The organism is Roseovarius sp. D22-M7 (assembly GCF_037083785.1).
In the GTDB taxonomy this organism is placed as follows: domain Bacteria; phylum Pseudomonadota; class Alphaproteobacteria; order Rhodobacterales; family Rhodobacteraceae; genus Roseovarius.
Genome location: NZ_JBAPKY010000001.1, coordinates 150,036 through 172,055, shown reverse-complemented (window position 1 = coordinate 172,055; position 22,020 = coordinate 150,036). Strand labels below are relative to the sequence as shown.

The window sequence follows — 22,020 nt, the reverse complement described above, 5'->3', positions numbered from 1 at the left end:
TAGCGACACTCCCGTTTTCAGGAATGGACACGACATGACCGACGACAACCAGACCAAGCACAGCCATGACGACAAGTCCGACCGCAAGGCCGAGGCCATCCTGCTCATCGGTGTGCTGCTGTTCATCGCCGCCTGGGCGGGCAGCGTCGTGATCTGGGGCATTCCCGGGCTCTATATCCCGGCGGTGATTCTGGTGCCGGTCATCTACGTGCTGATGGTGTGGGGCTCGCGCGGCTGACGCGTCACTCCTGCGCCCGCAGGATGCGCGCCGGCGACGCACGCAGCGGCCGCCACGCAAAGGCCAGCCCGGCCAGCAGCGTCACCACGACGCCGCCCGCGACGATCGCCAGCGCCGAGGGCCAGATCACCGCGTACGGCGTGTCCATGATGAACCGGCTGACCGCCCAGCCGCCGCCGATCCCGGCGGCCAACGCCACCGCCCCCGCCGCCACGCCGAGGATCAGCGACCGCTGCGCGATGCTCGACAGGATCTGCGCGCGCGTCGCCCCCAGCGTCTTGAGGATCGCGGCCTCGTAGGTGCGCGCGCGGGCGTCCGCGGCCGCCGCGCCGATCAGCACGAGGAACCCGGTCAGCAGCGTCACCGCCGCCCCCCAGGACGTGGCGGAGGCTAGGCTCGCCAGCAGATCCGTCACCCGGCTCAACGCATCGCGCACGTTGATCGCGGTCACGTTGGGATAGCGGTCGGTGACATCGCGCAGGATCGCCTCCTCGGCGGCCTCGGTATCGGCGTAGACCGTGGCGATGAAGGTATGCGGCGCGTCCTCCACCGCCGACGGGTTCATCAACAAAACGAAGCCCATCCCGACGCTGGAAAAATCCACCTCGCGCAGCGAGGTGATCGGCGCCGTGATGTCGCGGCCAAGGATATTGACAGTGACGTCGTCGCCGATCCCGATGCCCATTTCCCGCGCCTCTTCGGCCGCAAAGCTCAGCTGCGGCGGGCCGGCATAGTCGTCGTCCCACCAGTCGCCCGCGACCAGCGTCGTGCGCTCGGGCAGGTCCTCGGCATAGCTGACGGCGCGGTCGCCCTCGACCACCCAGTGCCCCGGCGCCACGTCGCGCGCGGGGCGGTCGTTGATCCGGGCGATGATCCCGCGCAGCATCGGCGCGTTGTCGACGCGGCTCACGGCCGGATCACCGTCCAGCCGGTCCAGGAACCACGGCATCTGGTCCTTCTGCAGGTCGACGAAGAAGAACGAGGGCGCGCGCTCTGGCAGGTCGCCGGCGATGGCCTGGCGCAGGTTCCCGTCGATCTGGCCCACGGCGGCCAGCACCGACAGCCCCAGCCCCAGCGACAGCATCACCGGCCCGGCGGTCGTCCCCGGCCCGCCGATGGCGCCCAAGGCCCAGCCCAGCGGCGGATGCCCCGCGGCACGCGGCCGCAGCAGCCGCGCCGCGCGCTGCACCGCCATCGCGGCCAGCGTCAGAAGCGCCAGCGCGCCGATGATGCCGCTCGCCGTCCACAGCGTCAGGCGCAGATTGCCGGAAAACAGCACGGCGGCCAGTAGTAGCAGCCCCAGCAGCCCCAAGGTGGCGGCCACGTAGCGCCAGCCGGGCCAGCCATGCCGCCCGCCCGCCGCCTCGCGGTAAAGTGCGGCCGCACGCACCTCGCGCGCGCGGGCCAGCGGCCAGAGTGTGAAGATCAGCACGCTCAGCACGCTGTAAAGTGCTGCCTCGATCATCGGCGCGGGGTACGCGGCAAAGACCGCCGGCACCGGCAGCCTTGCCGAGATCACCGGGCCGAGGGCGATCGGCAATCCGACGCCGAGGATCAGCCCGCCGATGATGCCCAGCACCGCCAGCACGCCGACCTGAAAGAAATAGGTCAGGAAGATCGTCCGCTGATCCGCGCCGATGCTGCGCAGCGTGGCGATCACCTGTACCTTGCCGGCCAGGTAACTGCGCAACGCCGCCGAGATGCCGACACCGCCCACGGCCAACCCCGACAACCCCACCAGCACCAGGAACGCGCCCAGCCGGGTGACGAATTCCTCGACGCGCGGGCTCGCGTTGCGCGCATCGGTCCAGCGCGCGCCGCTGCTCTCCAGCTCCTCCATCGCGCGGGTCTGCAGCGCCGACAGGTCGGTGCCGGGCGGCAGGTCCAGCCGGTATTTCGACGAAAAAAGCGAGCCCTCGGACAGCAGCCCGGACCCGTCAAGCGCCTCGCGCGCCACGATGGTGCGCGGCCCCAGACCGAAGCCCGCGCGCGACGGGTCGGGCTCTCGCACCAGTTCGGCCATCACCCGGAACGCCCGGTCGCCGAGGCGCACGGTATCGCCGACCTCGATCCCCAGACGCTTCAGCAACAGCGGCTCCATCACCACGCCGGGGCGGTCGCCCGCGCCGGCCAGCGCGGCCTCCAGCCCGATATCGGGCGACAGTTCCACCTCGCCCACCAGCGGATAGGCGTCGTCGACGGCCTTGACCTGCGTCAGTTCGCGCGCGCCCTCATCCGTGCGCGCCATCGACCGGAAATCGGCGATCTCCGACACCGCGTCTGCCACGCTCTCCATCCAGTCGCGCTCGGCCTCGTCGGCAAATCGGTAGGTCAGCTCGATCTCGGCATCACCGCCCAGCAGCGCCGCGCCCTGGTCGGCCAGCCCCGCGCGCACGCTTTCGCGCAACGTGCCCACGGCGGCGATGGCCGCGACACCGAGGATCACGCAGGCCAAGAAGATGCGGAACCCGCGCAGGCCCCCGCGCAACTCGCGCCGGGCAAATTTCGCCGCGACGGATACGCTCATGCGGCGGCCTCCAGACGGCCGTCGCGCAGGCTGATGACCCGGTCGCAGCGCGCCGCGATCTCGGGGTCATGGGTGACCAGCACCAGCGTCGCGCCATGCCGGTCGCGCAAGCCGAACAGCAGGTCGATGATCCCCGCCCCGGTCGCGCTGTCGAGATTGCCGGTCGGCTCGTCGGCCAGCACGATCGCCGGGCGGGGTGCGGCGGCGCGCGCCAGCGCCACGCGCTGCTGCTCGCCGCCCGACAGTTGCGACGGGTAATGCCCGGCGCGATCGGCCAGCCCGACCGCTGCCAGTTCCGCCCGTGCGCGCGCCTTGGCATCGCGGATCCCGGCCAGTTCCAGCGGTGTCGCCACGTTCTCCAGCGCCGTCATCGTCGGGATCAGGTGGAAGGACTGGAACACCACCCCGAAATTGTCGCGCCGCAGCCGCGCCAACTGGTCCTCGTCCATCTTGCCCAGATCGTGATCCAGCGCCTGCACGGTGCCATCCGTCGCGCGTTCCAGCCCGCCCATCAGCATCAACAGCGAGGATTTGCCCGATCCCGACGGCCCCACAAGGCCGACCAGCTCGCCGCGGTGGACATCCAGCGTGATCCCGTGGAGTATCCGCACAAGACCGGCGTTCCCCTCCAGCGCGAGGCTCGCGTCATTCAGCGACAAGAGAGGAGATGTCATGCGTTTGTGCCTGATCCCGAAAGGTTTTTCGACATATGGGGCATTGCCGGGACTGGGCAAGGCCTTCGCGGTCATGCTCTGCCTCGCAGGCCCGGCCCGCGCCGACGACCCGGTCACGGTGCTGGCCCTCGGCGACAGCCTGACCCAGGGCTACGGCCTGCCCGCAGAGGAGGGATTCGTTCCGACCTTGCGCGACTGGCTGACGGATCAGGACATCGACGCCGAACTCGTCAATGCGGGCGTCTCGGGCGACACCACCGCCGGCGGCGCGGCCCGCGTCGATTGGAGCCTGACCCCCGAGATCGACGCGATGATCGTCGCGCTCGGCGGCAACGACCTGTTGCGCGGCATCGATCCCGGCGTCGCCCGCGCCAATCTCGAAGCGATCCTGCAGGCCGCGCAAGAAAACGATGTCGCGGTGCTGCTCGTCGGCATGGACGCGCCGGGCAATTACGGCGCCGCCTACAAGCGCGAATTCGACGCGATCTACCCCGAATTGGCACAGGAATACGACACGCTCTACGCCCCGGATTTCTTCGCCGGGCTCGGCGCGGGCAGCCCCTCGGAGCTGCAGAAATATTTCCAGCCCGACGGCATCCACCCCAATGCCCAAGGCGTGGACCGCATCGTCGAGGATCTGGGCCAGCATGTGCGCCGGTTGATCGAACGCGTGCAATGATAGCGCAATGAAAAAGGGCCCCGCCGGGGCCCTCGATCGTGTCGCTTGGTTTCGTACGTCTCTCAGGCGAGGCTGAGATTGGCCGCCGATTCGCGGCCGTCACGGCCAGCTTCGACGTCGAAATTCACTTTCTGGTTATCGGCCAGACCGGTCAGCCCGGCGCGCTCGACCGCGGAGATGTGGACGAACACATCCTTGCCGCCGCCGTCAGGCGCAATAAAGCCGTAGCCCTTGGTGGAATTGAACCATTTCACTGTGCCAGAAGCCATCGCTCTGATCTCCCTTTGTGTGTCGCTGCCCGCGGAGCTGCGGCAGCCCGGCTCTGTCATGCAGGATCGAGTGACTGAGTCGTGAAAGATCAGCAGATGGTCGATAGCCTTAACGTCGCGAGAAAAATATGACTCGCGACATTGCGAAAATCAAGGGCAAAGACAGCGGTGCGTGGCGGGTTTCGGCACCCTGCCGCCACACCCGGACCCGCCGTCGTCACAGCACGGTGACGACGGTGCCGATGGGGACGCGCTCGTACAGGTCCTTCACATGCGCGTCGATCATCCGGATGCAGCCGTTGGACACCGACCGCCCGACAGAGGCCGGCTGGTTGGTGCCATGGATGCGGTAATAGGTGTCGCGCCCGTTCTGGAACAGGTAGAGCGCCCGCGATCCAAGCGGATTTTCCGGCCCTCCGGGCTGCACGTAATCGTTGCCCTTGAAGCGCGCATAGGTCTGCGGCTCGCGCTCGATCATCTCGTCGGTCGGCCGCCATGTGGGCCATTTCTTCTTGACGGCGATCGTCGCGGTGCCGCTGAATTCCAGCCCCGCGCGCCCGACGCCGACGCCGTAGCGCCGCGCGCGGCCCGGTTCGGTCACCAGGTAGAGGAAATGCGCGCGCGGCAGCACGACCAGCCGCCCGGCCTCGTATGCGGGATCGAACGTCACCTCCTGCGGCGTGAATTTCGGCGGCAGCTCGACGGCCCGCGCAAGCCCCGGCACAAGGCCAGAGCCCAACGCGCCCAATCCGCCGGCGATCATGTGGCGTCGCTTCATCGGTCCATCCTTTTCGGTTCACTCTGCGGCACAGGGCCGGATGATGCCGCGCCCGGCGCGACGTTGGAATTCAAAAACGCGTTAGCGGTCATGCCTCGCCATCGCTGTGACACTTGCATCACGTCAGGCCACTGCCCGGCCGCCGGGCGCAGGGCCGCGCCGGGTGCGCGGTATGCAGACAGGGTCATCGCGGCCTCCTTCGTTGATTCTGCATCCTTCATTCCTGTATCTGGTGACGAGACCGCCCGAAAACATCCCCGTCCCGAAGCCCCGTGACCCCCACGCGCCCTACCCCGTGATCGACACCGGCCGCCCAGTGCATGGGCAGGCACGCCCTGTCCGGTGCCCATCTCCGTCATGGTGGCAGAAAACACCTTACAAGGTCTTGACGTTACCGACCCGCCTTCACATGGTCATGCGGTCGCGCACCCCAAACACCTTCGACGTCCCGAGGATCCACCACGTGAGCACAAAACTTGCCGATACCGTTTCCCTGCTGCGCGACCTGATCGCGTTCCCGACGATCTCGGAATACAGCAATCTCGACATGATCGGCTTTCTCGCCCACCGGCTGGAAGCCCATGGCGCGCGGGTGGACATCTTCCACGACGAGATCGGGCACAAGGCCAACCTCTTTGCCACCATCGGCCCAGAGGTCGATGGCGGGATCGTGCTGTCGGGGCATTCCGACGTGGTCCCGGTGACGGAACAGAACTGGTCCAGCGACCCGTTCGAACTGATCGAGCATGACGCGCATCTCTACGGGCGCGGCACCTGCGACATGAAGGGCTTCATCGCCGCCGCCTGCGCGATGGCCCCGATCTTTGCCGAACAGGTGCGCGACCGCCCCATCCATTTCGCCTTCACCTATGACGAGGAGGTGGGCTGTTTCGGCGGCCAGGCGCTGGTCGAAAGCCTGCGCAAACGCGGCATCCGCCCCGGCGTGGCGATCATCGGCGAGCCGACCTCGATGCGCGTCATCGAGGGGCACAAGGGCTGTTACGAATACACCACCCATTTCGGCGGCCTGGCCGGGCACGGCTCGGCGCCGTCGCGCGGGGTGAACGCGGTCGAATACGCGGTGCGCTACGTCAACCGCCTGCTGGAGCTGAAAGAGGCGCTGCGCGCCCGCGCCCCCGAGACCAGCCGGTTCGATCCGCCCTGGACGACGATCAATACCGGCTCGCTCAAGGGCGGCGTGGCGCATAACGTGATCGCCTCGAACGCCACCATCGAATGGGAAATGCGCCCGGTGCAGGGCGCCGACGCGCAGTTCGTCAAGGAGGATCTGCGCCGCTACTGCCAAGAGATGCTGCTGCCGCGGATGCGCAAGATCCACCCCGAGGCCAGCATCACCACCGAGGTGATCGGCGAGGTCGACGGGCTGGAGCCCACCGATGTCAACGAGGCCCGCGATATCATGATGGAGCTTACGGGTCGCAACAGTGCCGAACTGGTCCCCTTCGGCACAGAGGCGGGGCTCTTCCAGAATTACGGCATGTCCGCGGTCGTCTGCGGCCCCGGCTCGATCGAGCAGGCGCACAAGCCCGACGAATACGTCTCGCTCGATCAGTTGCAGCAATGCCTCGACATGCTGGGCCGCCTCGGCGACAAGCTCGCCGCCTGATGGCGTTGTCCGTCGCGGCGACGCATCACTTTCGCTAGGAGAACGGCCCGACCTGACATATGCTCGACCGCATCCGCCCGGCCATCCCATAGTGGCCGAGGGCGCATATGGGGGACGGCATGGCACTCAAGGTTATCGGATCGGGTTTCGGGCGCACCGGCACAATGTCGACCAAGCTGGCGCTCGAACAGCTGGGCTTCGGCCCCTGCCACCACATGACCGAGGTCATGCAGCGCCCCGAACAGCCTGCCCACTGGTCCGCCATCGCCGCCGGCGAGCCGGTGGACTGGGACGCGGTCTTCGACGGATTCAACTCGCAGGTCGACTGGCCCGGTGCGGCGGTCTGGCAACAGACGATGCAGGCCTTTCCGGACGCGAAGGTCATCCATACCGAGCGCGCCGAGACTGACTGGTGGGGCAGCTTCAACACCACCATCGGCAAGTTCATGACCAACGCCCCGACGATGGACCTGCCGCCGCATATCCACGCAATCTTCGACACCATGTCGGGCTGGTTCATGAAAGAGACCTTCACCGACCACACCGACCGCGACTGCGCCATCGCCGCCTATCGCCGGAACAATGCCGCGGTGCGCGAACAGGTCCCGGCCGATCGTCTGCTGGTCTTTCAGGCGACAGAGGGTTGGGGCCCGCTTTGCGAGTTTCTCGACGTGCCGGTGCCCGACACGCCGTTTCCGCGCAGCCATCACCGGGACGAGTTCTGGGCGCATTTCGGCGGCGAACCGGCCTGATCCGGCCTCCTGCATGATCTGCGTACACAACCCGCGTACGCAACGTACCGGATGTACACATCACCTCTTGCGAAAGGTCAGGTAATGCGGCACGCGCCCCTCGCGCAGCGCCTTCTGCTCGTAACGCGTTGAAATCCAGTCATTCCATGGATTGCGCCAGTCCCCGGGCCCCTCGGCCAGCCAGTCAAACCCATGCCGCGGCACCTCCTCCAGCGTCTGGCGCACGTAATCGGGAATATCCGTCGCCACGCGGAAAATAGCGCCTGATTTCAGGCATTTGGCCAACGGCACCAGGTGTTCGGCGGTCACGAAGCGGCGCTTGTGATGGCGGGTTTTGGGCCACGGATCGGGATATAGAAGGAAGGCGCGGGCAATGGAATTTTCCGGCAACACGTCAAACATGTTGCGGACATCACCGGGATAGACCGCAACATTATGTGTCTCTGCCGCGCGGATCTTGCCCAGAAGCATCGCCACGCCGTTGATATAGGGCTCGCAGCCGATGATCCCGACCTCGCGGTTGAGGCTGGCCTGATGCACCATGTGCTCGCCACCGCCGAACCCGATCTCCAGCCAGACCTCGCAATCCCCGAAAAGACCTTTCAGATCAAGCGGATGACGCTCGGGATTGACATCCCAATCGACCGGACCCGGGGACAGTTTGTCCAGATCCTCGGCCAGGTACACCTCCTGGCTGGGCCGCAACGCCTTGCCTTTCGTCCGGCCATGAAAGTTACGCCATGGCGGGGTCTTGGTGTCGCGATCAGCGCTCATCGGGCATCACCTGTCCGGGGCAGTCTTTCTTCAACCCTCTGATCATAAGGCCTTTTTCAACGCCTCGACAAGGTCCGTCCGCTCCCAGGAAAAGCCGCCATCGGCCTCCGGTGGGCGCCCGAAATGGCCGTAGGCCGCGGTCCGCGCGTAGATCGGGCGCATCAGGCCCAGATGCTCGCGAATGCCGCGCGGGGTCAGGTCCACCACCTTGGCGATCGCTTTTTCTATCTCAACTTCAGTGACTTGGCTGGTACCATGCGTGTCCACGTAGATCGAAAGCGGCCGCGCCACGCCGATCGCATAGCTCAGTTGCAGCGTGCATTTGCCGGCCAACCCCGCCGCCACGACGTTCTTGGCGAGGTAGCGCGCCGCGTAAGCCGCTGATCTGTCTACCTTTGTCGGATCCTTGCCGGAAAACGCGCCGCCCCCGTGCGGGGCAGCACCGCCATAGGTGTCCACGATGATCTTGCGCCCGGTCAGCCCGGCATCGCCGTCCGGCCCGCCGATCACGAAGGTGCCGGTGGGGTTCACCCACCACTCCGTTTTATCTGTAAGCCATCGTTCTGGAACGACTTCCCGGATGTAGGGCTCGACCATCGCGCGGATGTCGGCGCTGGTCTGGGCCGCATCATTGTGCTGCGTCGACAGCACAAGTTGCATCACCTCGATCGGCTTGCCATCCTCGTAGCGCAGGGTCAGCTGGGACTTGGCGTCCGGGCCAAGCGTCGGCTCGGTTCCGGATTTGCGCACCTCGGCCAGCCTCTTGAGGATCGCATGCGCCAGCAGGATCGGCGCCGGCATCAGTTCGGGCGTCTCGTCCACCGCGTAGCCGAACATGATCCCTTGGTCGCCTGCCCCGTCGCGATCCACGCCTTGCGCGATATGGGCCGACTGCTTGTGCAGGAAATTCTGGAAATTCAGAGTGTTCCAGTGGAACGCGTCCTGTTCGTAGCCGATGTCGCGCACGCAATCGCGGACGATCTGCTCGACCCCGCCCATCACCTTGCGCAACCTGTCGGGATCCGAAAGCCCCACCTCGCCGCCCACCACGACGCAGTTGGTGGTCGCGAATGTCTCGGCAGCGACGCGCGCGTTCTCCTCCTCGGCGAGGAACGCGTCGAGGATCGCATCCGATATTCGGTCGCAAACCTTGTCGGGATGCCCTTCCGAAACAGATTCGGAGGTGAAAAGATAGTTCGGTCGTGCCATGAGAACGCTCCATTGGGTCCTCCGACACGCCAGGAAGCCGTTGTGCCGGGAATCCTGCGTCGATACGCTCCCGCGCGCGCCGCGTCAACGGATATGTGGATGCAGGCCGCGCCCGCGGTACCGCAAAAGCGAGACCCCCAATAATCCAAGGAAAACAACGATCATCGGCGCGTCGCCGAAGCGCGCGTAAAGCGTGGGCGGCAAGGCGGGCGGCAGGGGCGCGTCGCGCCAGTCGGCCTCTCCCATCCCGATGGACGCGGTGACGCGCCCGGTCGCGTCGATCATCGCCGAAATGCCGGTATTGGCCACCCGGATCATCGGCAGCCCCATCTCGGCACTGCGCAGACGGGCCTGGGCAAGGTGCTGATAAGGACCGGAAATCTTGCCGAACCACGCGTCATTGGTGATGAGCAGCAGGAAATCGGCGCGCTCGGGCGCGGCGCGCAGATCCCGCGCGAAAACCCCCTCATAACAGATCAGCGGCAGTGCCTGCCCCAGATCGCCCATGTCGATCACCCGCGCGCCGGGCCCCGCGGAATAGCCCCGCCCGGCATTCGAGGCGAGGCCGTGAATGCCCCATCGGGCCAGAAGATTGCCGAAGGGCATGAACTCTCCAAACGGCACGAGGTGATGCTTGTCGTAGACTGCAGAGACTGTGCCCCCTGTCTCGACATGCACGAGCGAGTTGAAAAATCGTGGTCCGTCATAGCGTTGCAGCCCAACGACCACCGGCGCACTCGCGGCGTCGGATATCTCTGCAAGCGCCGGACCGGCATTGTTGAGCCAGACCTGAACGGCCGTTTCGGGCCAGACCACAAGATCGGGACGTGTGCCCGCGCCGGCGGCCGTGAAGGCCAGCTGCCGTTCATAGAACTTCTGGATCTTGGCGGGGTCCCATTTCTCGTGCTGCGGCGCATTGGGCTGGACCAGCCGCACGACCGGCGCATCCGGCATCGCACCCGCCTCGGGCGTCACCCACAGGGCGATCGGCCAAAGCACCGCTGCCGCGGCGAGCGTCAGCACCGATGCCACCTGCCGCGCCACCACCGCCCACCAGAGCGCCACCGAGACGATCAGCACGAGCGCCGTCAGCCCCGGCGCCCCGAGCCACGAGGCCCAGTGCAGGACGGCCGTGTCGATCAGCACATGCCCGGGCTGCGCCCAAGGGAAGCCGGTGAAGAAATAGCCGCGTGCCAGTTCCGCCAGGCCGATGCCGCCCACGAAGCCCGGCAAGCCGCCGCCGAGGGCCCGGCCCAGAGCCAATCCGCCGGCCCAGTAAAGCGCCATGCCGCCCGACAAGCCCAGAAGGGCGAACGGCGCCATCCAGCCATGTCGGTTCGGGTCGACAAAGAACGGCTCGACGATCCAGTTGAGCGCCATGAAAAAATACCCGGTGCCGACGGCCCCGCCCAGCCATGCCGCCCCGCGCCAGCCCTCGACGCGCTGAAAAAGGCCGAAGACCACGGCAAGGGCGACCAGCGTCAGGGGCCACGCCCCAACAGGGGCTTGGCCCAATCCAGCGAGGGCCCCAAGTGCGATCAGTACCCCGGCCCGCCTCCATCGCGACAGCGCCAGGACACGGTTCACCGCTTGCGAGACGCGGCGGCCGTCAGCCACTCGCAGGCTCGACCAGACGCACGCGCACGCGCTTGATCCGGCGGGGATCGGCCTCTATCACCTCGATCACGGGGCCCGAGGGATGCTCGATCACCTCGCCGCGCACCGGCACGCGGCCCAGAAGCATGAAGACCAACCCGCCGATCGTGTCGATCTCTTCCTCGTCGACCTCGTCCACGTCGGTGAGCGATTGCCCGATCTCGGTCTCGAATTCCTCCAGCGGGGTCTTGGCAAGGGCCACGTAGCAGCCGGGCTTTTCCTCGGTCCAGTAGGTGCCTTCGTCGATGTCGTGCTCGTCCTCGATCTCGCCGACGACCTGCTCGATGAGGTCCTCGATGGTCACGAGGCCGTCCACCCCGCCATACTCGTCTATCACGAGGGCCATGTGCCGCCGCTCAGCCTGCATCTTCTGCAACAGAACCCCGATGGGCATCGATGGCGGCACGAACAAAAGCGGCCGAAGCATCTGCCTGAGGGAAAACTCGGTGGTATTGCCGTTGAACCCGTGCTTGAGCGCGAAATCCTTCAGATGGATCATGCCGATCGGCGTGTCGAGCGTGCCCTCGTAGACCGGCAGCCGCGTCATGCCGCTGTCGCGGAACACGTGCACAAGTTCATCCAGTCCGAGGTCGACGGAGACCGACACGATCTCTGCCTTGGGAATGGCTACATCCTCGACCGCCATGTGACGCAGGTTGCCTATCCCGGGCGCGCCATCCACGCGCTGTTCGTTCTCGTCATCGTTCCCGTGCTTTTCGTCGTCGGGGGTAAAGATATCCATGACCCGACGAAAGAAGCCGTTGCTCTCGTCCGTTTCCGTATGGCCTTCAGCCTGCGCGCCCTGCGCCGCGCTAGAAGATCCGTCTATGCTGTCGCCCATTCCACTCTTTCCAGATCACCGGGTCCGTCGCCCCGCCTGCGCCTAATATGGGTCAGCGATACCCAGCTTGCCAAGTATCTCGATTTCCGTGGCCTCCATCACAGTGGCATCCCGGTCACGGACGTGATCGTAGCCCAACAAGTGCAGCACCGCGTGCACGACGAGATGCGTCACGTGATCCTCGAACGACTTTCCGGCCGCCTCGGCCTCGCGCGCGCAGGTGCCATGGGCGATGGCGATATCCCCCAGCTCCGGATCAGGGCCGGGCACCGGCAGATCCGGGCGCGTGCCGGGGGTTTGCGGCTCGCGCGCCGCGCTCGGCCAGCTCAGCACGTTGGTGGGTGTCGGCCTGTCGCGGAACTCGGCATTGAGTTCCGCGATCCGGGCGTCGTCGCAGGCCAGAATGCTGATGGCCCAGTCGGCAGGGTCGAGGCCGAGATGGGACAGCGTCGCGGCAGCAGCGGTCTCGGCCAAGGGTGCAAGGCCGGCGTCTTGCCAGCGGTCATCCTCCATCATAACCTCGATCAGCATCGGTGCTCAGCCATCGGCCTCGTAGGCTTCGATGATCGCGGCGACGAGGGGGTGACGCACCACGTCGGCGGCCGTGAAATAGTTGAAGCTGATCTGCGGGATGGACTTCAGAAGACGCTCGGCATCCGACAGCCCCGACGGCACGCCGCGCGGCAGGTCGATCTGGGTGCGATCGCCGGTGATCACCATGCGGGAGCCTTCGCCCAGGCGGGTAAGGAACATCTTCATCTGCATCGAGGTGGCGTTCTGCGCCTCGTCGAGAACGACATAGGCATTGGCCAGCGTGCGGCCGCGCATGAAGGCGAGGGGCGCGATCTCGATCCGCTTTTCCTCGATCAGCCGGGCAAGTTGCTTTGCCGGGATGAAATCGTTCAGCGCGTCATAGAGCGGCTGCATGTAGGGATCGATCTTGTCCTTCATGTCGCCCGGCAGATAGCCCAGCTTTTCGCCCGCCTCGACTGCAGGACGGGCGAGGATGATGCGATCGACATGGCCTTCCATGAACATGTTCACGCCGACGGCGACGGCGAGGTAGGTCTTGCCGGTGCCCGCCGGGCCGATCCCGAACGCAAGCTCGTGGGCGAACAACGATTTGACATAGGATTTCTGCGCATCCGTGCGCGGCTCGATCAGTTTCTTGCGGGTCTTGATCTCGATCTTGCCGCCCTTGAACATCTCGAGTTGATCGCCGTCGCCCTGCGGCGCGTCGGACTGCCCCATCCGCAATTCTCGGTCCACATCCCCCGATTCGACCGCCTTGCCGTTCTCCAGCCGCTCGTAAAGCGCCTCGAGCACCTCTGCCGTCTCTTCCCGTGCCGCAGGCTCACCGACCACGGCCAGTTGATTGCCGCGGCGCAGGATCTGTACGCCGAGGGTTTTCTCTATATCCACGAGATTACGGTCGTATTCACCGCAAAGGTCGATCAGCAGACGATTATCCGGAAATTCGACGAGTGTCTGATGGCCTTGGCCCGTCTCGGCCTCCGGGGGCGGTGCGCTATGAACCAAGCATATCTCCAACTACGTGCTGCATGCGCGAAGCATGCCAAGTTGCAGCGTCGGGCGCAAGGACGTCGGTCAAGCAATCGCCACCGCGATGACCAAACGCACGCCGCAGGACTGGCGGCAAGCGCCCAAGGATCCCGCCGGGCACCTCAGAGGAGGTCCGCAAATCCGCTTCCCGTCTTGAAATCTCCGGTGGCGGTGTTCGGCGGGGCCATGCCTGAACATACGGGCCTGCCGGATCTATCGAGCCGGGGCGACATGTACCCTTCCATCCCGTCATCGATGATCCAGTGATCGCAGCCGTTGGGATCCACCCAGATGCCGGCCTGAAGATCGCTCAGCGGCTTGGAGTCGATCCCCCGGTCGCGGGTCTTGTCCCCCCCGACGGGTTCGCCTGCGCAGGCCGACAGAAATCCGATGACAGGCAATGCCAGCGATATTCTGAAAACATTCATGACCTTGCTCCTTCAACGCCAGCACTGGATTTCGACACGGCGGTTCTGCGCCATGCCGGCCGCGGTCTCGTTCGATGCCCTGGGTTTGCGTTCGCCGTATCCGCGCACATCAGAGACGCGCGCGCCCTCGGACCGCGCGATACCGGCGACGGCTTCGGCCCGGCGCTGCGACAGGCGCATGTTGTAGGCATCCGAGGCACGGCTATCCGTGTGCCCCTCGACCGTGTACGAGACCGCGCCCATCCGCCGGAAGAAATCGCGCAGCCGCTCCCGGCTGGCGGGGTCGATCTCGGAACTGTCGGGGCGGAACATCTGATCGGTGTTGATGTCGGCGCACAGGTCCCGCTCGTGGCACACGGGTGTGCCGTCGCGGGTCAGGTGCGGCGACATGTAGCCTTCGGCCCCGTCATCCATCACCCAATGTTCACAGCCATCCGGATCGATCCACACGGTCGCCACGTAGCTTTCCGCGCCCGCCTCCTGATCTTGCGCCTGCGCGCCTCCGGCAAGGGATGTCACGACAAGCCAAAAAACCGCCACGCACCCCGCCTTGGCCAAACCCGCCATCAAATCGCAAATTCGTGTCACTGCCGCGGTCCCCCGATTTCCGGATAACTTTTGCATTCAAATGAACGCTGCCACGATATTGACACGAAGACATCAACAAAAATGCCCGTATAACGCGATTTATATGAGGTTGCGTCTTGTTTAACGTGAATGTGCGCGGTGCGAGCACGCCTTCGCGGGACGCATCATGCAGAGGCATCCGGTACGATGCGACCGGCAAGAGAGTTGGCGGCGCTCTCGACGATTTCGACCTGCCGCAGATCGCCGGGCTTCACATCGGCATTGGTGACGTGCACCGCGTGCAGATGGTCGGACTTTCCGACCATCTGCCCTGCCATCCGCCCCGGTTTCTCGAAGAGGACGCCGACGCGCTGTCCGACCATCGCGTCCTGTGCGGCGCGCTGCTGTTGCGTCAAAAGCGCCTGAAGGCGCTGCAGGCGGTCGCTTTTGACGCTCTCCTCGACCTGCGCGCGTTCCGCGGCGGGGGTTCCGGGGCGCGTGGAATACTTGAACGAGAAGGCATAGCCATAACCCACCGCCTCGATCAGGTCCATGGTCGCCTGGAAATCCTCTTCGGTTTCCTCGGGAAAGCCGACGATGAAATCGCCCGAGATCAGGATGTCGGGCCGCGCGGCGCGGATACGCTCGATCAGGCGCAGGTAACTTTCGGCGGTATGACTGCGGTTCATCCGCTTGAGGATGCGGTCGCTGCCCGACTGCACGGGCAAGTGAAGGTACGGCATCAGCTTTTCGCAAGTCCCGTGTGCCGCGATCAGGTCGTCGGTCATGTCGTTGGGATGGCTGGTGGTAAAGCGGATGCGCTGCAAGCCGTCGATCTCGCTCAGCGCCCGGATGAGGCGCGCGAGGCTCCAGTCGCCGTCCGCACCGGCGCCATGATAGGCGTTGACGTTCTGCCCCAGCAGGGTGATCTCGCGCACGCCGCGCTCCACCAGATCCCGCGCCTCTTCGAGCACACGGTCCGCGGGGCGGCTGACCTCGGCCCCGCGCGTGTAGGGAACAACGCAGAACGCGCAGAACTTGTCGCAGCCTTCCTGCACGGTCAGAAACGCCGTTGGGCCACGGGGCGCCTTGGGACGCGTGCGCAGCGTCTCGAACTTGTCGTCGGGCGGGAAGTCGGTATCAAGCGCCTTTTGCCCGGTGCGCGCACGCGCCTCGAGATCGGGCAGGCGGTGATAGCTTTGCGGGCCGACCACCAGATCGACAAGCGGCTGACGGCGCATGATCTCTTCGCCCTCGGCCTGCGCCACGCAGCCGGCGACGCCGATCTTCAGGTCGGGATTGGCCTCCTTGAGGTGGCGAAAGCGGCCAAGCTCGGAATACACCTTCTCGGCCGCCTTTTCGCGGATATGACAGGTGTTGAGCAGGATCATGTCAGCGTCGTCGGGGCATTGCGTCTCGGTGTAGCCCGCGCCCCCCATGGCCTCGACCATGCGCTCGCTGTCATAGACGTTCATCTGACATCCGTATGTCTTTACGTAAAGTTTTTTGACATCCGCCATGTGCCGGGTCCCCGCCTCAGAGTTCAGCTCAGGACCTATATCACCCGCGGGGGCACTTGCAATGACCCCCCGTTTGTCGGACCCTCGGCCACAACCCCAAGAGGAGCATGCGATGCCGGCGCCAGCCCTGAAGGCGTTTCTTGCCGCACCCGGCCCCGCCCTTGCCAGCGGGCCGATCGCGCTTGTATTCGCCGAGGACGAGGTCGAGCTTGCCTCGACCCTTCGGCATCACCTCGCGTCGGGGTTCCGGTCGATCCTGCTGTTCGCGCCCGATGCGTTCGGTCTGCCCCCGGATCTGGCCGAGGACCCCGCGCTGCACCGGATCTCACACGACCTCGCCAGCGGCGACAGCCTGACAGAGGCCGTCAACGCGGTGATCGATTCGGCGCCGGGGCTTTGGATGTATTACTGCTACAACGCTGAATACCTCTTTCATCCGTTCCGCGAGACCCGCAGCGTGGGCGAGTTGCTGCGCTTTCATGCCGAGGAACGGCGCGACGCGATGCTGACCTACGTGATCGATCTTTACGCCCCGGACCTGGCCCGCCATCCAGACGCCGTCTCGCTGCGTCAGGCGCATCTCGACAGGTCGGGATATTACGCGCTTGCCCGGCCCGATCCCGGCAAGGCCGGTCATCCGAAGGAAAGGCAGCTCGATTTCTACGGCGGGCTGCGGTGGCGCTTCGAGGAACACATCCCCGCCGATCGCCGCAGGATCGACCGCATCGCGCTTTTCAGGGCCAAGCCGGGACTGCGGCTGCAAGAGAACCACACGTTCTCGGACGAGGAATACAACACCTACGCCTGTCCCTGGCACAACAACCTGACGGCGGTGATCGCCTCCTTCCGCACCGCCAAGGCGCTGAAACGCAACCCGGGCTCGACCTTCGACATCGACAGCTTTCAATGGCAGAACTCCACGCCGTTCGAGTGGCACTCGCAGCAACTTCTGGAGTTGGGGCTTATGGAACCCGGGCAATGGTTCTGACGCCCGCCCGGGCTCCGCCGCAGGTCGATACCGGGACTGGCAATCACATCGACCACGAAAGGACCGAGACATGATCGGAGCAATCGCAGGAGACATCGTCGGCTCGCGCTTCGAGGGCGGCCCGGCCCCGGATCCGGGGTTTGCGCTTTTCGATGCCGCATGCCGGTTCACCGACGACACGGTGTGCAGCATCGCCGTGGCAGAGGCACTGATGGACGGCGGCGATTTCGCCGGCACGCTCAAGACCTTCGTCCGGCGGCATCCGTCGCGCGGCTATGGCGGTATGTTCCGACGATGGGCGATGTCGGATCGCCGCAGCGGATACGGCAGCTGGGGCAACGGCGCCCCGATGCGCGTCGCGGCCGTCGGCTGGTTGACCGATGACGAGGCAAAGGCGGACAAGCAGGCCGCGGCGCAGGCCGAGGTCAGCCACGATCACCCCGATGCGGTCGCCGGCGCGCAGGCCGTGGCACGCGCCATCCTCACGCTGCGCAAGGGCGGCGACGTGACGCGCCTGCGCGCGGATCTGGAACGCGCTTTCGGATATGACCTCGACCCGCGCGCGGCATTCTCCGAGGGTGGCTTCGACATCTCGACCGCCGGCACCGTGCCGCCCGCGCTTGCCGCCGCGTTCGAGGCCGACAGTTGGGAAAGCGCCGTGCGTCGCGCGGTCGGGCTTGGCGGGGATACCGACACGCTGGCCTGTATCGCGGGTGCCGTCGCGGAGGCGCGCCACGGCGTGCCCGCCGACATCGCCGAATGCGCGCGGGACTTTCTGACCCACGATCTGCGCGCATCGCTCGCACGGTTCGACAGCCACGTGCGATACAGTTGAGACGTGACGGCGCTAATCGCCGCTGTCGCGCCCACGATCTCGCGCCTGCTCACGCGCACTGGGGTGGACCGACGGCCGGAAGGGCACCTCGACGACCTCGGCCGGGACCGGGTGTTCGGGATCGGCGCAATACGTTGCCGGCAGTTCGACATAAAGCCGCGTGCCAAAGGCCGCATGGGTCCACGGCACGTAGCCAAGGGCGATATTTGTCTCCAACTCGGGCGACCACCACGGCGACGTGACATAGCCGCGCCTTATGCCGTCCTCGGTCTGGATCAGCCAGAAGTCGGGCGCATAATCGGTGATCGGCAGACCGCCCAGCTTCAGCCCCACAAGCTTCAGGCTGAACGGATACCCGCCGGCGTCGATCTGCGCGCGCTGCTTTTCAAGGGCGGTCTTGCCGATATAGTCGGCGGTCTTGCGGCGTGGCACCTGGTAGGCAAGGTTGACCTGGAAGGGCGATGTCTCGGCGTCCATGTCCTGACCCCAACTGAGGATGCCCGCGGCGATGCGCCGGTGATGTGCCGGGGCGATGACCCGCAGACCGTAACGCGCGCCGATCCCGCGCAGGGCGTACCAAACTGGTTCGGCCGTCTCGGACGCGTGACGGACATAGACCTCGTACCCCTTCTCGCCGGTAAAGCCGGTCTGGCTGACGACCACGGGACAGCCAGCGATCTCGGTCTCCATCAGCCCGTAATAGGGAATCCCGCGCAGGTCCTCGCCGAGCAGATCCGCCATCAGATCCTCGGACAACGGTCCCTGAATCTGCAGCGGCGCGACGTCGATCTCCTCGATCTCGACCTGCCACCGGCGCGGCGTGTTCACGCCCTGAAGCCAGAGCATCAGGTCGCTGTCAGAGACCGAGAACCAGAATTCGTCGCGCGCCAGCCGCAGCAGCACCGGGTCGTTCAGGATCCCGCCCTTGTCGTTGCACAGGATGCAGTATTTCCCGGCCATCGGCTTGATCCGCGTGGCATCGCGGGTGATCACCGTGTTGACGAAATCCTCGGCATCCGGACCCTTGACGCGGATCTGCCGCTCGACGGCGACGTTCCACAGCGTGACACCGCCGACCAGCGCGCGGTATTCGGCCATCGCGCCGCCATCCTCGGGTTTCACATAGCCGCGCGGGTGATACATCCGGTTGTAGACGGTCGCACGCCACGCGCCCGCCTCGACCGACAGATGCCAGAACGGGGATTTGCGCACCCGGGTCGAGATCAGCATCTGCACCGGCGTCGGCCCGGATTGCCGCAGGTTGACCGGGACGGTGCGATCCGATTGATCGACCCCCGGCACGTTCGGGTGATCACGATTCTGGGAAGGTTCCTGCCAAGTCATGACACAAAAATGGGAAGCGGCTGAAATTTCATCAAGCCGGGCGTGGCTCGCACCCGATCACATTTTCACCGCGACACGTTCGCGGCGCGGCATGGACCCGCGTCTTACAGGTTCTCGGCCTGCGGCATGCCGAGGACGTGATAGCCGCCATCGACATGGATGATCTCGCCGCTGGTGAACGCGCCTGCATCCGAGGCGAGGTAGACCGCCGTGCCGCCGATCGCCTCGAGCGTGGCGTTGGCGCGCAGCGGCGCGTTCATCTCGGTGTGCTTGAAGGTCTTGCGCGCCCCGCCGATCGCCGCGCCGGCGAGGGTCCGCATCGGCCCCGGCGAGATGGCATTCACCCGGATCCCATCGGGGCCGAGATCATTGGCAAGGTACCGCGTCGTCGCCTCGAGCGCCGCCTTGGCCACGCCCATGACGTTGTAATTCGGCACCACCTTGTTGGAGCCCTGGTAGGTCAGCGTCAGCAGGCAGCCGCCATTGTCGCGCATCAGGGGATGGGCCCGGCGCGCGACCTCGATGAAGGAATAGGCCGAGATGTCCAGCGAATGCTTGAAGTTGTGGCGGCTGGTATTGATGAAGCGCCCCGTCAGTTCCGACTTGTCGGAATAGGCGATGGCATGAACCACGAAATCGATCGTCGGCCACCGCGCGCCAAGCTTTTCGAACGCGGCATCGAGCGAGGCATCGTCGCTGACATCCACGTCGAGCAGGATCTCGGACCCGACGCTCGCCGCGAGCGGCTCGACCCGCTTGGCGAAATTCTCGCCCTGGTAGGAAAACGCCAGTTCCGCCCCCGCCGCATGCAGGGCCTGCGCGACACCCCACGCGATGGAGCGATCATTGGCGACCCCCATGATCAGTCCGCGCTTGCCCTGCATCGAATTCGTCATCGCCACTTCACCCGTCATATCTGCTGAGCAACATGCAGCCATTGGTGCCGCCGAAGCCGAAGGAGTTGGTCATCACCGTGTCGAGCCTGGCGGCATCCACCCGTTCGGTGGCGATCTCTCCCGGCTCGAGCGCCGGATCGAGGGTTTCGACATTGATCGACGGGATGATGAAATCATCTTGCAGGGCCAGCAGGCAATAGATCGCCTCCTGCGCGCCGGTGGCGCCCTGGCTGTGGCCGGTCATCGACTTGGTCGAGCTGATCGGCGGCGTCGATCCCTTGCCGAAGATGCGCCGTACGGCCTCGACCTCGCCCACGTCGCCGACCGGGGTCGAGGTGCCGTGGGCGTTGATGTAACTGACGCGGCGATCCTCTGGCAGGGTCGAGAGGGCCACGCGCATCGCCCGCTCGCCACCCTCGCCCGAGGGCGCGACCATGTCCGACCCGTCGGAAGTCGCCCCGTAGCCCGTCACCTCCGCGTAGATCTTGGCGCCGCGCGCGCGGGCACGCTCAAGTTCTTCGAGGACCAGGATACCGCCGCCGCCCGAGATCACGAACCCGTCGCGGCCCTCGTCGAAGGCCCGGCTCGCGCGCTCGGGGGTGTCGTTGTAATGCGACGACATCGCGCCCATTGCGTCGAAAAGGCATGAGAGCGTCCAGTCAAGCTCCTCGCCACCCCCGGCGAACATCACGTCCTGCTTGCCCATCATGATCTGCTCTGCGGCGTTGCCGATGCAGTGCAGGCTGGTCGAACAAGCCGAGGTGATGGAATAGTTGATCCCCTTGATCTGGTAGGCGGTCGACAGGTTGGCCGAAATCGTCGACGACATGCATTTCGGCACGGCGAACGGACCGATCCGCTTAGGGCTGCCCTTTTCCAGCACGGTCTGGTGTGCAGCCAGCATGGCGCTGGTCGACGGCCCGCCGGAGCCCGCGACAAGCCCCGTGCGCGGGTTCACGATATCAGAGGCTTCAAGCCCGCTATCGGCGATCGCTTGATCCATGGCGATATAGGCATAGGCCGCCCCCGGCCCCATGAAGCGCAGCGTGCGCTTGTCGACATGATCGGCCAGATCGAGCTTTACCGCGCCCGCGACGCGGCTGCGAAAGCCATGCTCTGCCATTTCCGCGTTGGCGGAGATTCCCGATCGCCCTTCCTTCAGCGAGGCCAGGACCTCTTCCGCGTTGTTGCCGATGCTGGAGACGATCCCCAGACCGGTGACGACGACACGACGCATAGGCACTCTCCTTCATTGCCCTTGCAGCGTGTGTAGGACAGCACATCATACGGGGCAAGCGGTTAGGCGTGGCACGGTCAAGCCGAGCGTTGCCTAGGGCCGCGTCACGTTTCGGACAGCGCGACCTTCAGGTCCTTCACCTGGTAGATCACCTCGCCATCGGCTTCGACGGTGCCGTCGGCCACGCCCATCGTCAGGCGCCGCGACTGGACGGCCTTGGTGAAATCCACGTGATAGGTCAGCATCTTCCGGTCGGGCCGCACCATGCCGGTCAGCTTGACCTCGCCCACGCCAAGCGCGTAGCCGCGCCCCTGCCAGCCGCGCCAGCCGAGGTTGAACCCCGTCAACTGCCACAAGCCATCCAGACCAAGGCAGCCGGGCATGATCGGATTCCCCGGAAAGTGGCATTTGAAGAACCACAGATCCGGGTGGATGTCGAATTCGGCCGTGACATGGCCCTTGCCATGCGTGCCCTCGTCCCCCGAGATGTCGGTGATGCGGTCCATCATCAGCATGGGCGGTTCCGGCAATTGGGCATTGCCGGGCCCGAAAAGCTCTCCGCGTGCGCATTTCAGCAGGTCGTCACGATCGAAACTGCGTGGATAGTCGGCCATCCGC

Annotated in this window: 23 protein-coding genes and 1 riboswitch; of the genes, 6 read left to right on the top strand and 17 right to left on the bottom strand. The window is 65.7% G+C overall.

All coding sequences use genetic code 11. The annotated features are described in order from the left end of the window. Positions 1-34 precede the first annotated feature (34 nt). Complete coding sequence (locus V8324_RS00800; protein WP_336418006.1) at positions 35-238, top strand: hypothetical protein; 204 nt, start codon at positions 35-37, stop codon at positions 236-238. 4 nt (positions 239-242) lie between these two features. On the opposite strand, the gene V8324_RS00795 is transcribed toward V8324_RS00800, so the two are convergent. Then, complete coding sequence (locus tag V8324_RS00795; protein WP_336418005.1) at positions 243-2,765, bottom strand: ABC transporter permease; 2,523 nt, start codon at positions 2,763-2,765, stop codon at positions 243-245. After that, entirely contained in the window at positions 2,762-3,439 is a 678-nt protein-coding gene (locus V8324_RS00790; RefSeq protein WP_336418004.1) for an ABC transporter ATP-binding protein, read from the bottom strand. Before V8324_RS00790 ends, V8324_RS00795 begins: the two co-directional genes overlap by 4 nt. Here V8324_RS00790 and V8324_RS00785 point away from each other — a divergent pair. Next, positions 3,438-4,118, top strand: a complete 681-nt coding sequence (locus V8324_RS00785; protein WP_336418003.1) for an arylesterase — start codon at positions 3,438-3,440, stop codon at positions 4,116-4,118. The genes V8324_RS00790 and V8324_RS00785 overlap by 2 nt on opposite strands. Positions 4,119-4,180: 62 nt before the next feature. On the opposite strand, the gene V8324_RS00780 is transcribed toward V8324_RS00785, so the two are convergent. Both V8324_RS00780 and V8324_RS00775 read right to left on the bottom strand, forming a co-directional pair. Next, positions 4,181-4,387 carry a cold-shock protein gene (locus V8324_RS00780; RefSeq protein ID WP_336418002.1) on the bottom strand — a complete coding sequence of 69 codons (207 nt, stop codon included), beginning with the start codon at positions 4,385-4,387 and terminating at the stop codon, positions 4,181-4,183. A 217-nt stretch (positions 4,388-4,604) separates the two neighbouring features. Beyond that, complete coding sequence (locus V8324_RS00775; protein WP_336418001.1) at positions 4,605-5,165, bottom strand: L,D-transpeptidase; 561 nt, start codon at positions 5,163-5,165, stop codon at positions 4,605-4,607. Positions 5,166-5,628: 463 nt separating this feature from the next. On the opposite strand from V8324_RS00775, the gene argE reads away from it, so the two are divergent. Beyond that, the gene (argE, locus tag V8324_RS00770; protein WP_336418000.1) at positions 5,629-6,792 is read left to right on the top strand and encodes an acetylornithine deacetylase; all 1,164 of its coding nucleotides are present in this window, start codon (positions 5,629-5,631) and stop codon (positions 6,790-6,792) included. 119 nt (positions 6,793-6,911) lie between these two features. Beyond that, entirely contained in the window at positions 6,912-7,544 is a 633-nt protein-coding gene (locus tag V8324_RS00765; protein WP_336417999.1) for a sulfotransferase family protein, read from the top strand. Positions 7,545-7,604: 60 nt separating this feature from the next. Here the strand turns inward: V8324_RS00765 and trmB are convergent, their stop codons facing one another. The 9 genes from trmB to miaB form a co-directional block, all read right to left on the bottom strand. Then, entirely contained in the window at positions 7,605-8,318 is a 714-nt protein-coding gene (trmB, locus tag V8324_RS00760; RefSeq protein ID WP_336417998.1) for a tRNA (guanine(46)-N(7))-methyltransferase TrmB, read from the bottom strand. A gap of 42 nt (positions 8,319-8,360) precedes the next feature. After that, on the bottom strand, positions 8,361-9,527 hold the full coding sequence (metK, locus tag V8324_RS00755; protein WP_336417997.1) for a methionine adenosyltransferase: 1,167 nt from the start codon (positions 9,525-9,527) through the stop codon (positions 8,361-8,363). Between the two features lie 5 nt (positions 9,528-9,532). Beyond that, a riboswitch (SAM-SAH riboswitch) is annotated at positions 9,533-9,579 on the bottom strand. A gap of 32 nt (positions 9,580-9,611) precedes the next feature. Further along, positions 9,612-11,144, bottom strand: coding sequence for an apolipoprotein N-acyltransferase (lnt, locus tag V8324_RS00750; RefSeq protein ID WP_336417996.1), 1,533 nt, complete (start codon positions 11,142-11,144; stop codon positions 9,612-9,614). After that, positions 11,137-12,024, bottom strand: coding sequence for a hemolysin family protein (locus tag V8324_RS00745; RefSeq protein WP_336417995.1), 888 nt, complete (start codon positions 12,022-12,024; stop codon positions 11,137-11,139). The genes lnt and V8324_RS00745 overlap by 8 nt, the downstream gene beginning before the upstream one ends. Positions 12,025-12,066: 42 nt before the next feature. Next, positions 12,067-12,555, bottom strand: coding sequence for an rRNA maturation RNase YbeY (ybeY, locus tag V8324_RS00740; protein WP_336417994.1), 489 nt, complete (start codon positions 12,553-12,555; stop codon positions 12,067-12,069). A 6-nt stretch (positions 12,556-12,561) separates the two neighbouring features. Further along, positions 12,562-13,563: a PhoH family protein gene (locus tag V8324_RS00735; RefSeq protein WP_336417993.1), complete on the bottom strand. Its 1,002-nt coding sequence runs from the start codon at positions 13,561-13,563 to the stop codon at positions 12,562-12,564. A 146-nt stretch (positions 13,564-13,709) separates the two neighbouring features. Next, positions 13,710-14,015, bottom strand: coding sequence for a hypothetical protein (locus tag V8324_RS00730; protein ID WP_336417992.1), 306 nt, complete (start codon positions 14,013-14,015; stop codon positions 13,710-13,712). Positions 14,016-14,027: 12 nt separating this feature from the next. After that, positions 14,028-14,582: an OmpA family protein gene (locus V8324_RS00725; RefSeq protein WP_442970436.1), complete on the bottom strand. Its 555-nt coding sequence runs from the start codon at positions 14,580-14,582 to the stop codon at positions 14,028-14,030. Between the two features lie 185 nt (positions 14,583-14,767). After that, positions 14,768-16,102, bottom strand: a complete 1,335-nt coding sequence (gene miaB, locus V8324_RS00720) for a tRNA (N6-isopentenyl adenosine(37)-C2)-methylthiotransferase MiaB (RefSeq protein WP_336417991.1) — start codon at positions 16,100-16,102, stop codon at positions 14,768-14,770. A 112-nt stretch (positions 16,103-16,214) separates the two neighbouring features. Here miaB and V8324_RS00715 point away from each other — a divergent pair, with 112 nt between their 5' ends. Then, positions 16,215-17,090: a hypothetical protein gene (locus V8324_RS00715; RefSeq protein ID WP_336417990.1), complete on the top strand. Its 876-nt coding sequence runs from the start codon at positions 16,215-16,217 to the stop codon at positions 17,088-17,090. A gap of 70 nt (positions 17,091-17,160) precedes the next feature. Beyond that, a complete protein-coding gene (locus tag V8324_RS00710; protein WP_336417989.1) occupies positions 17,161-17,925 on the top strand; it encodes an ADP-ribosylglycohydrolase family protein in 765 nt (254 codons plus the stop codon). A gap of 12 nt (positions 17,926-17,937) precedes the next feature. Here the strand turns inward: V8324_RS00710 and V8324_RS00705 are convergent, their stop codons facing one another. The 4 genes from V8324_RS00705 to fabA all read right to left on the bottom strand — a co-directional run bounded on the left by V8324_RS00705 (position 17,938) and on the right by fabA (position 22,016). Beyond that, positions 17,938-19,227: a glycine cleavage T C-terminal barrel domain-containing protein gene (locus V8324_RS00705; protein WP_336417988.1), complete on the bottom strand. Its 1,290-nt coding sequence runs from the start codon at positions 19,225-19,227 to the stop codon at positions 17,938-17,940. Positions 19,228-19,373: 146 nt separating this feature from the next. Next, positions 19,374-20,165, bottom strand: coding sequence for an enoyl-ACP reductase FabI (locus tag V8324_RS00700; protein WP_336417987.1), 792 nt, complete (start codon positions 20,163-20,165; stop codon positions 19,374-19,376). 7 nt (positions 20,166-20,172) lie between these two features. Beyond that, positions 20,173-21,402 carry a beta-ketoacyl-ACP synthase I gene (gene fabB / locus V8324_RS00695; protein WP_336417986.1) on the bottom strand — a complete coding sequence of 410 codons (1,230 nt, stop codon included), beginning with the start codon at positions 21,400-21,402 and terminating at the stop codon, positions 20,173-20,175. 104 nt (positions 21,403-21,506) lie between these two features. Then, positions 21,507-22,016 carry a bifunctional 3-hydroxydecanoyl-ACP dehydratase/trans-2-decenoyl-ACP isomerase gene (gene fabA, locus V8324_RS00690; protein ID WP_336417985.1) on the bottom strand — a complete coding sequence of 170 codons (510 nt, stop codon included), beginning with the start codon at positions 22,014-22,016 and terminating at the stop codon, positions 21,507-21,509. Positions 22,017-22,020 lie beyond the last annotated feature (4 nt).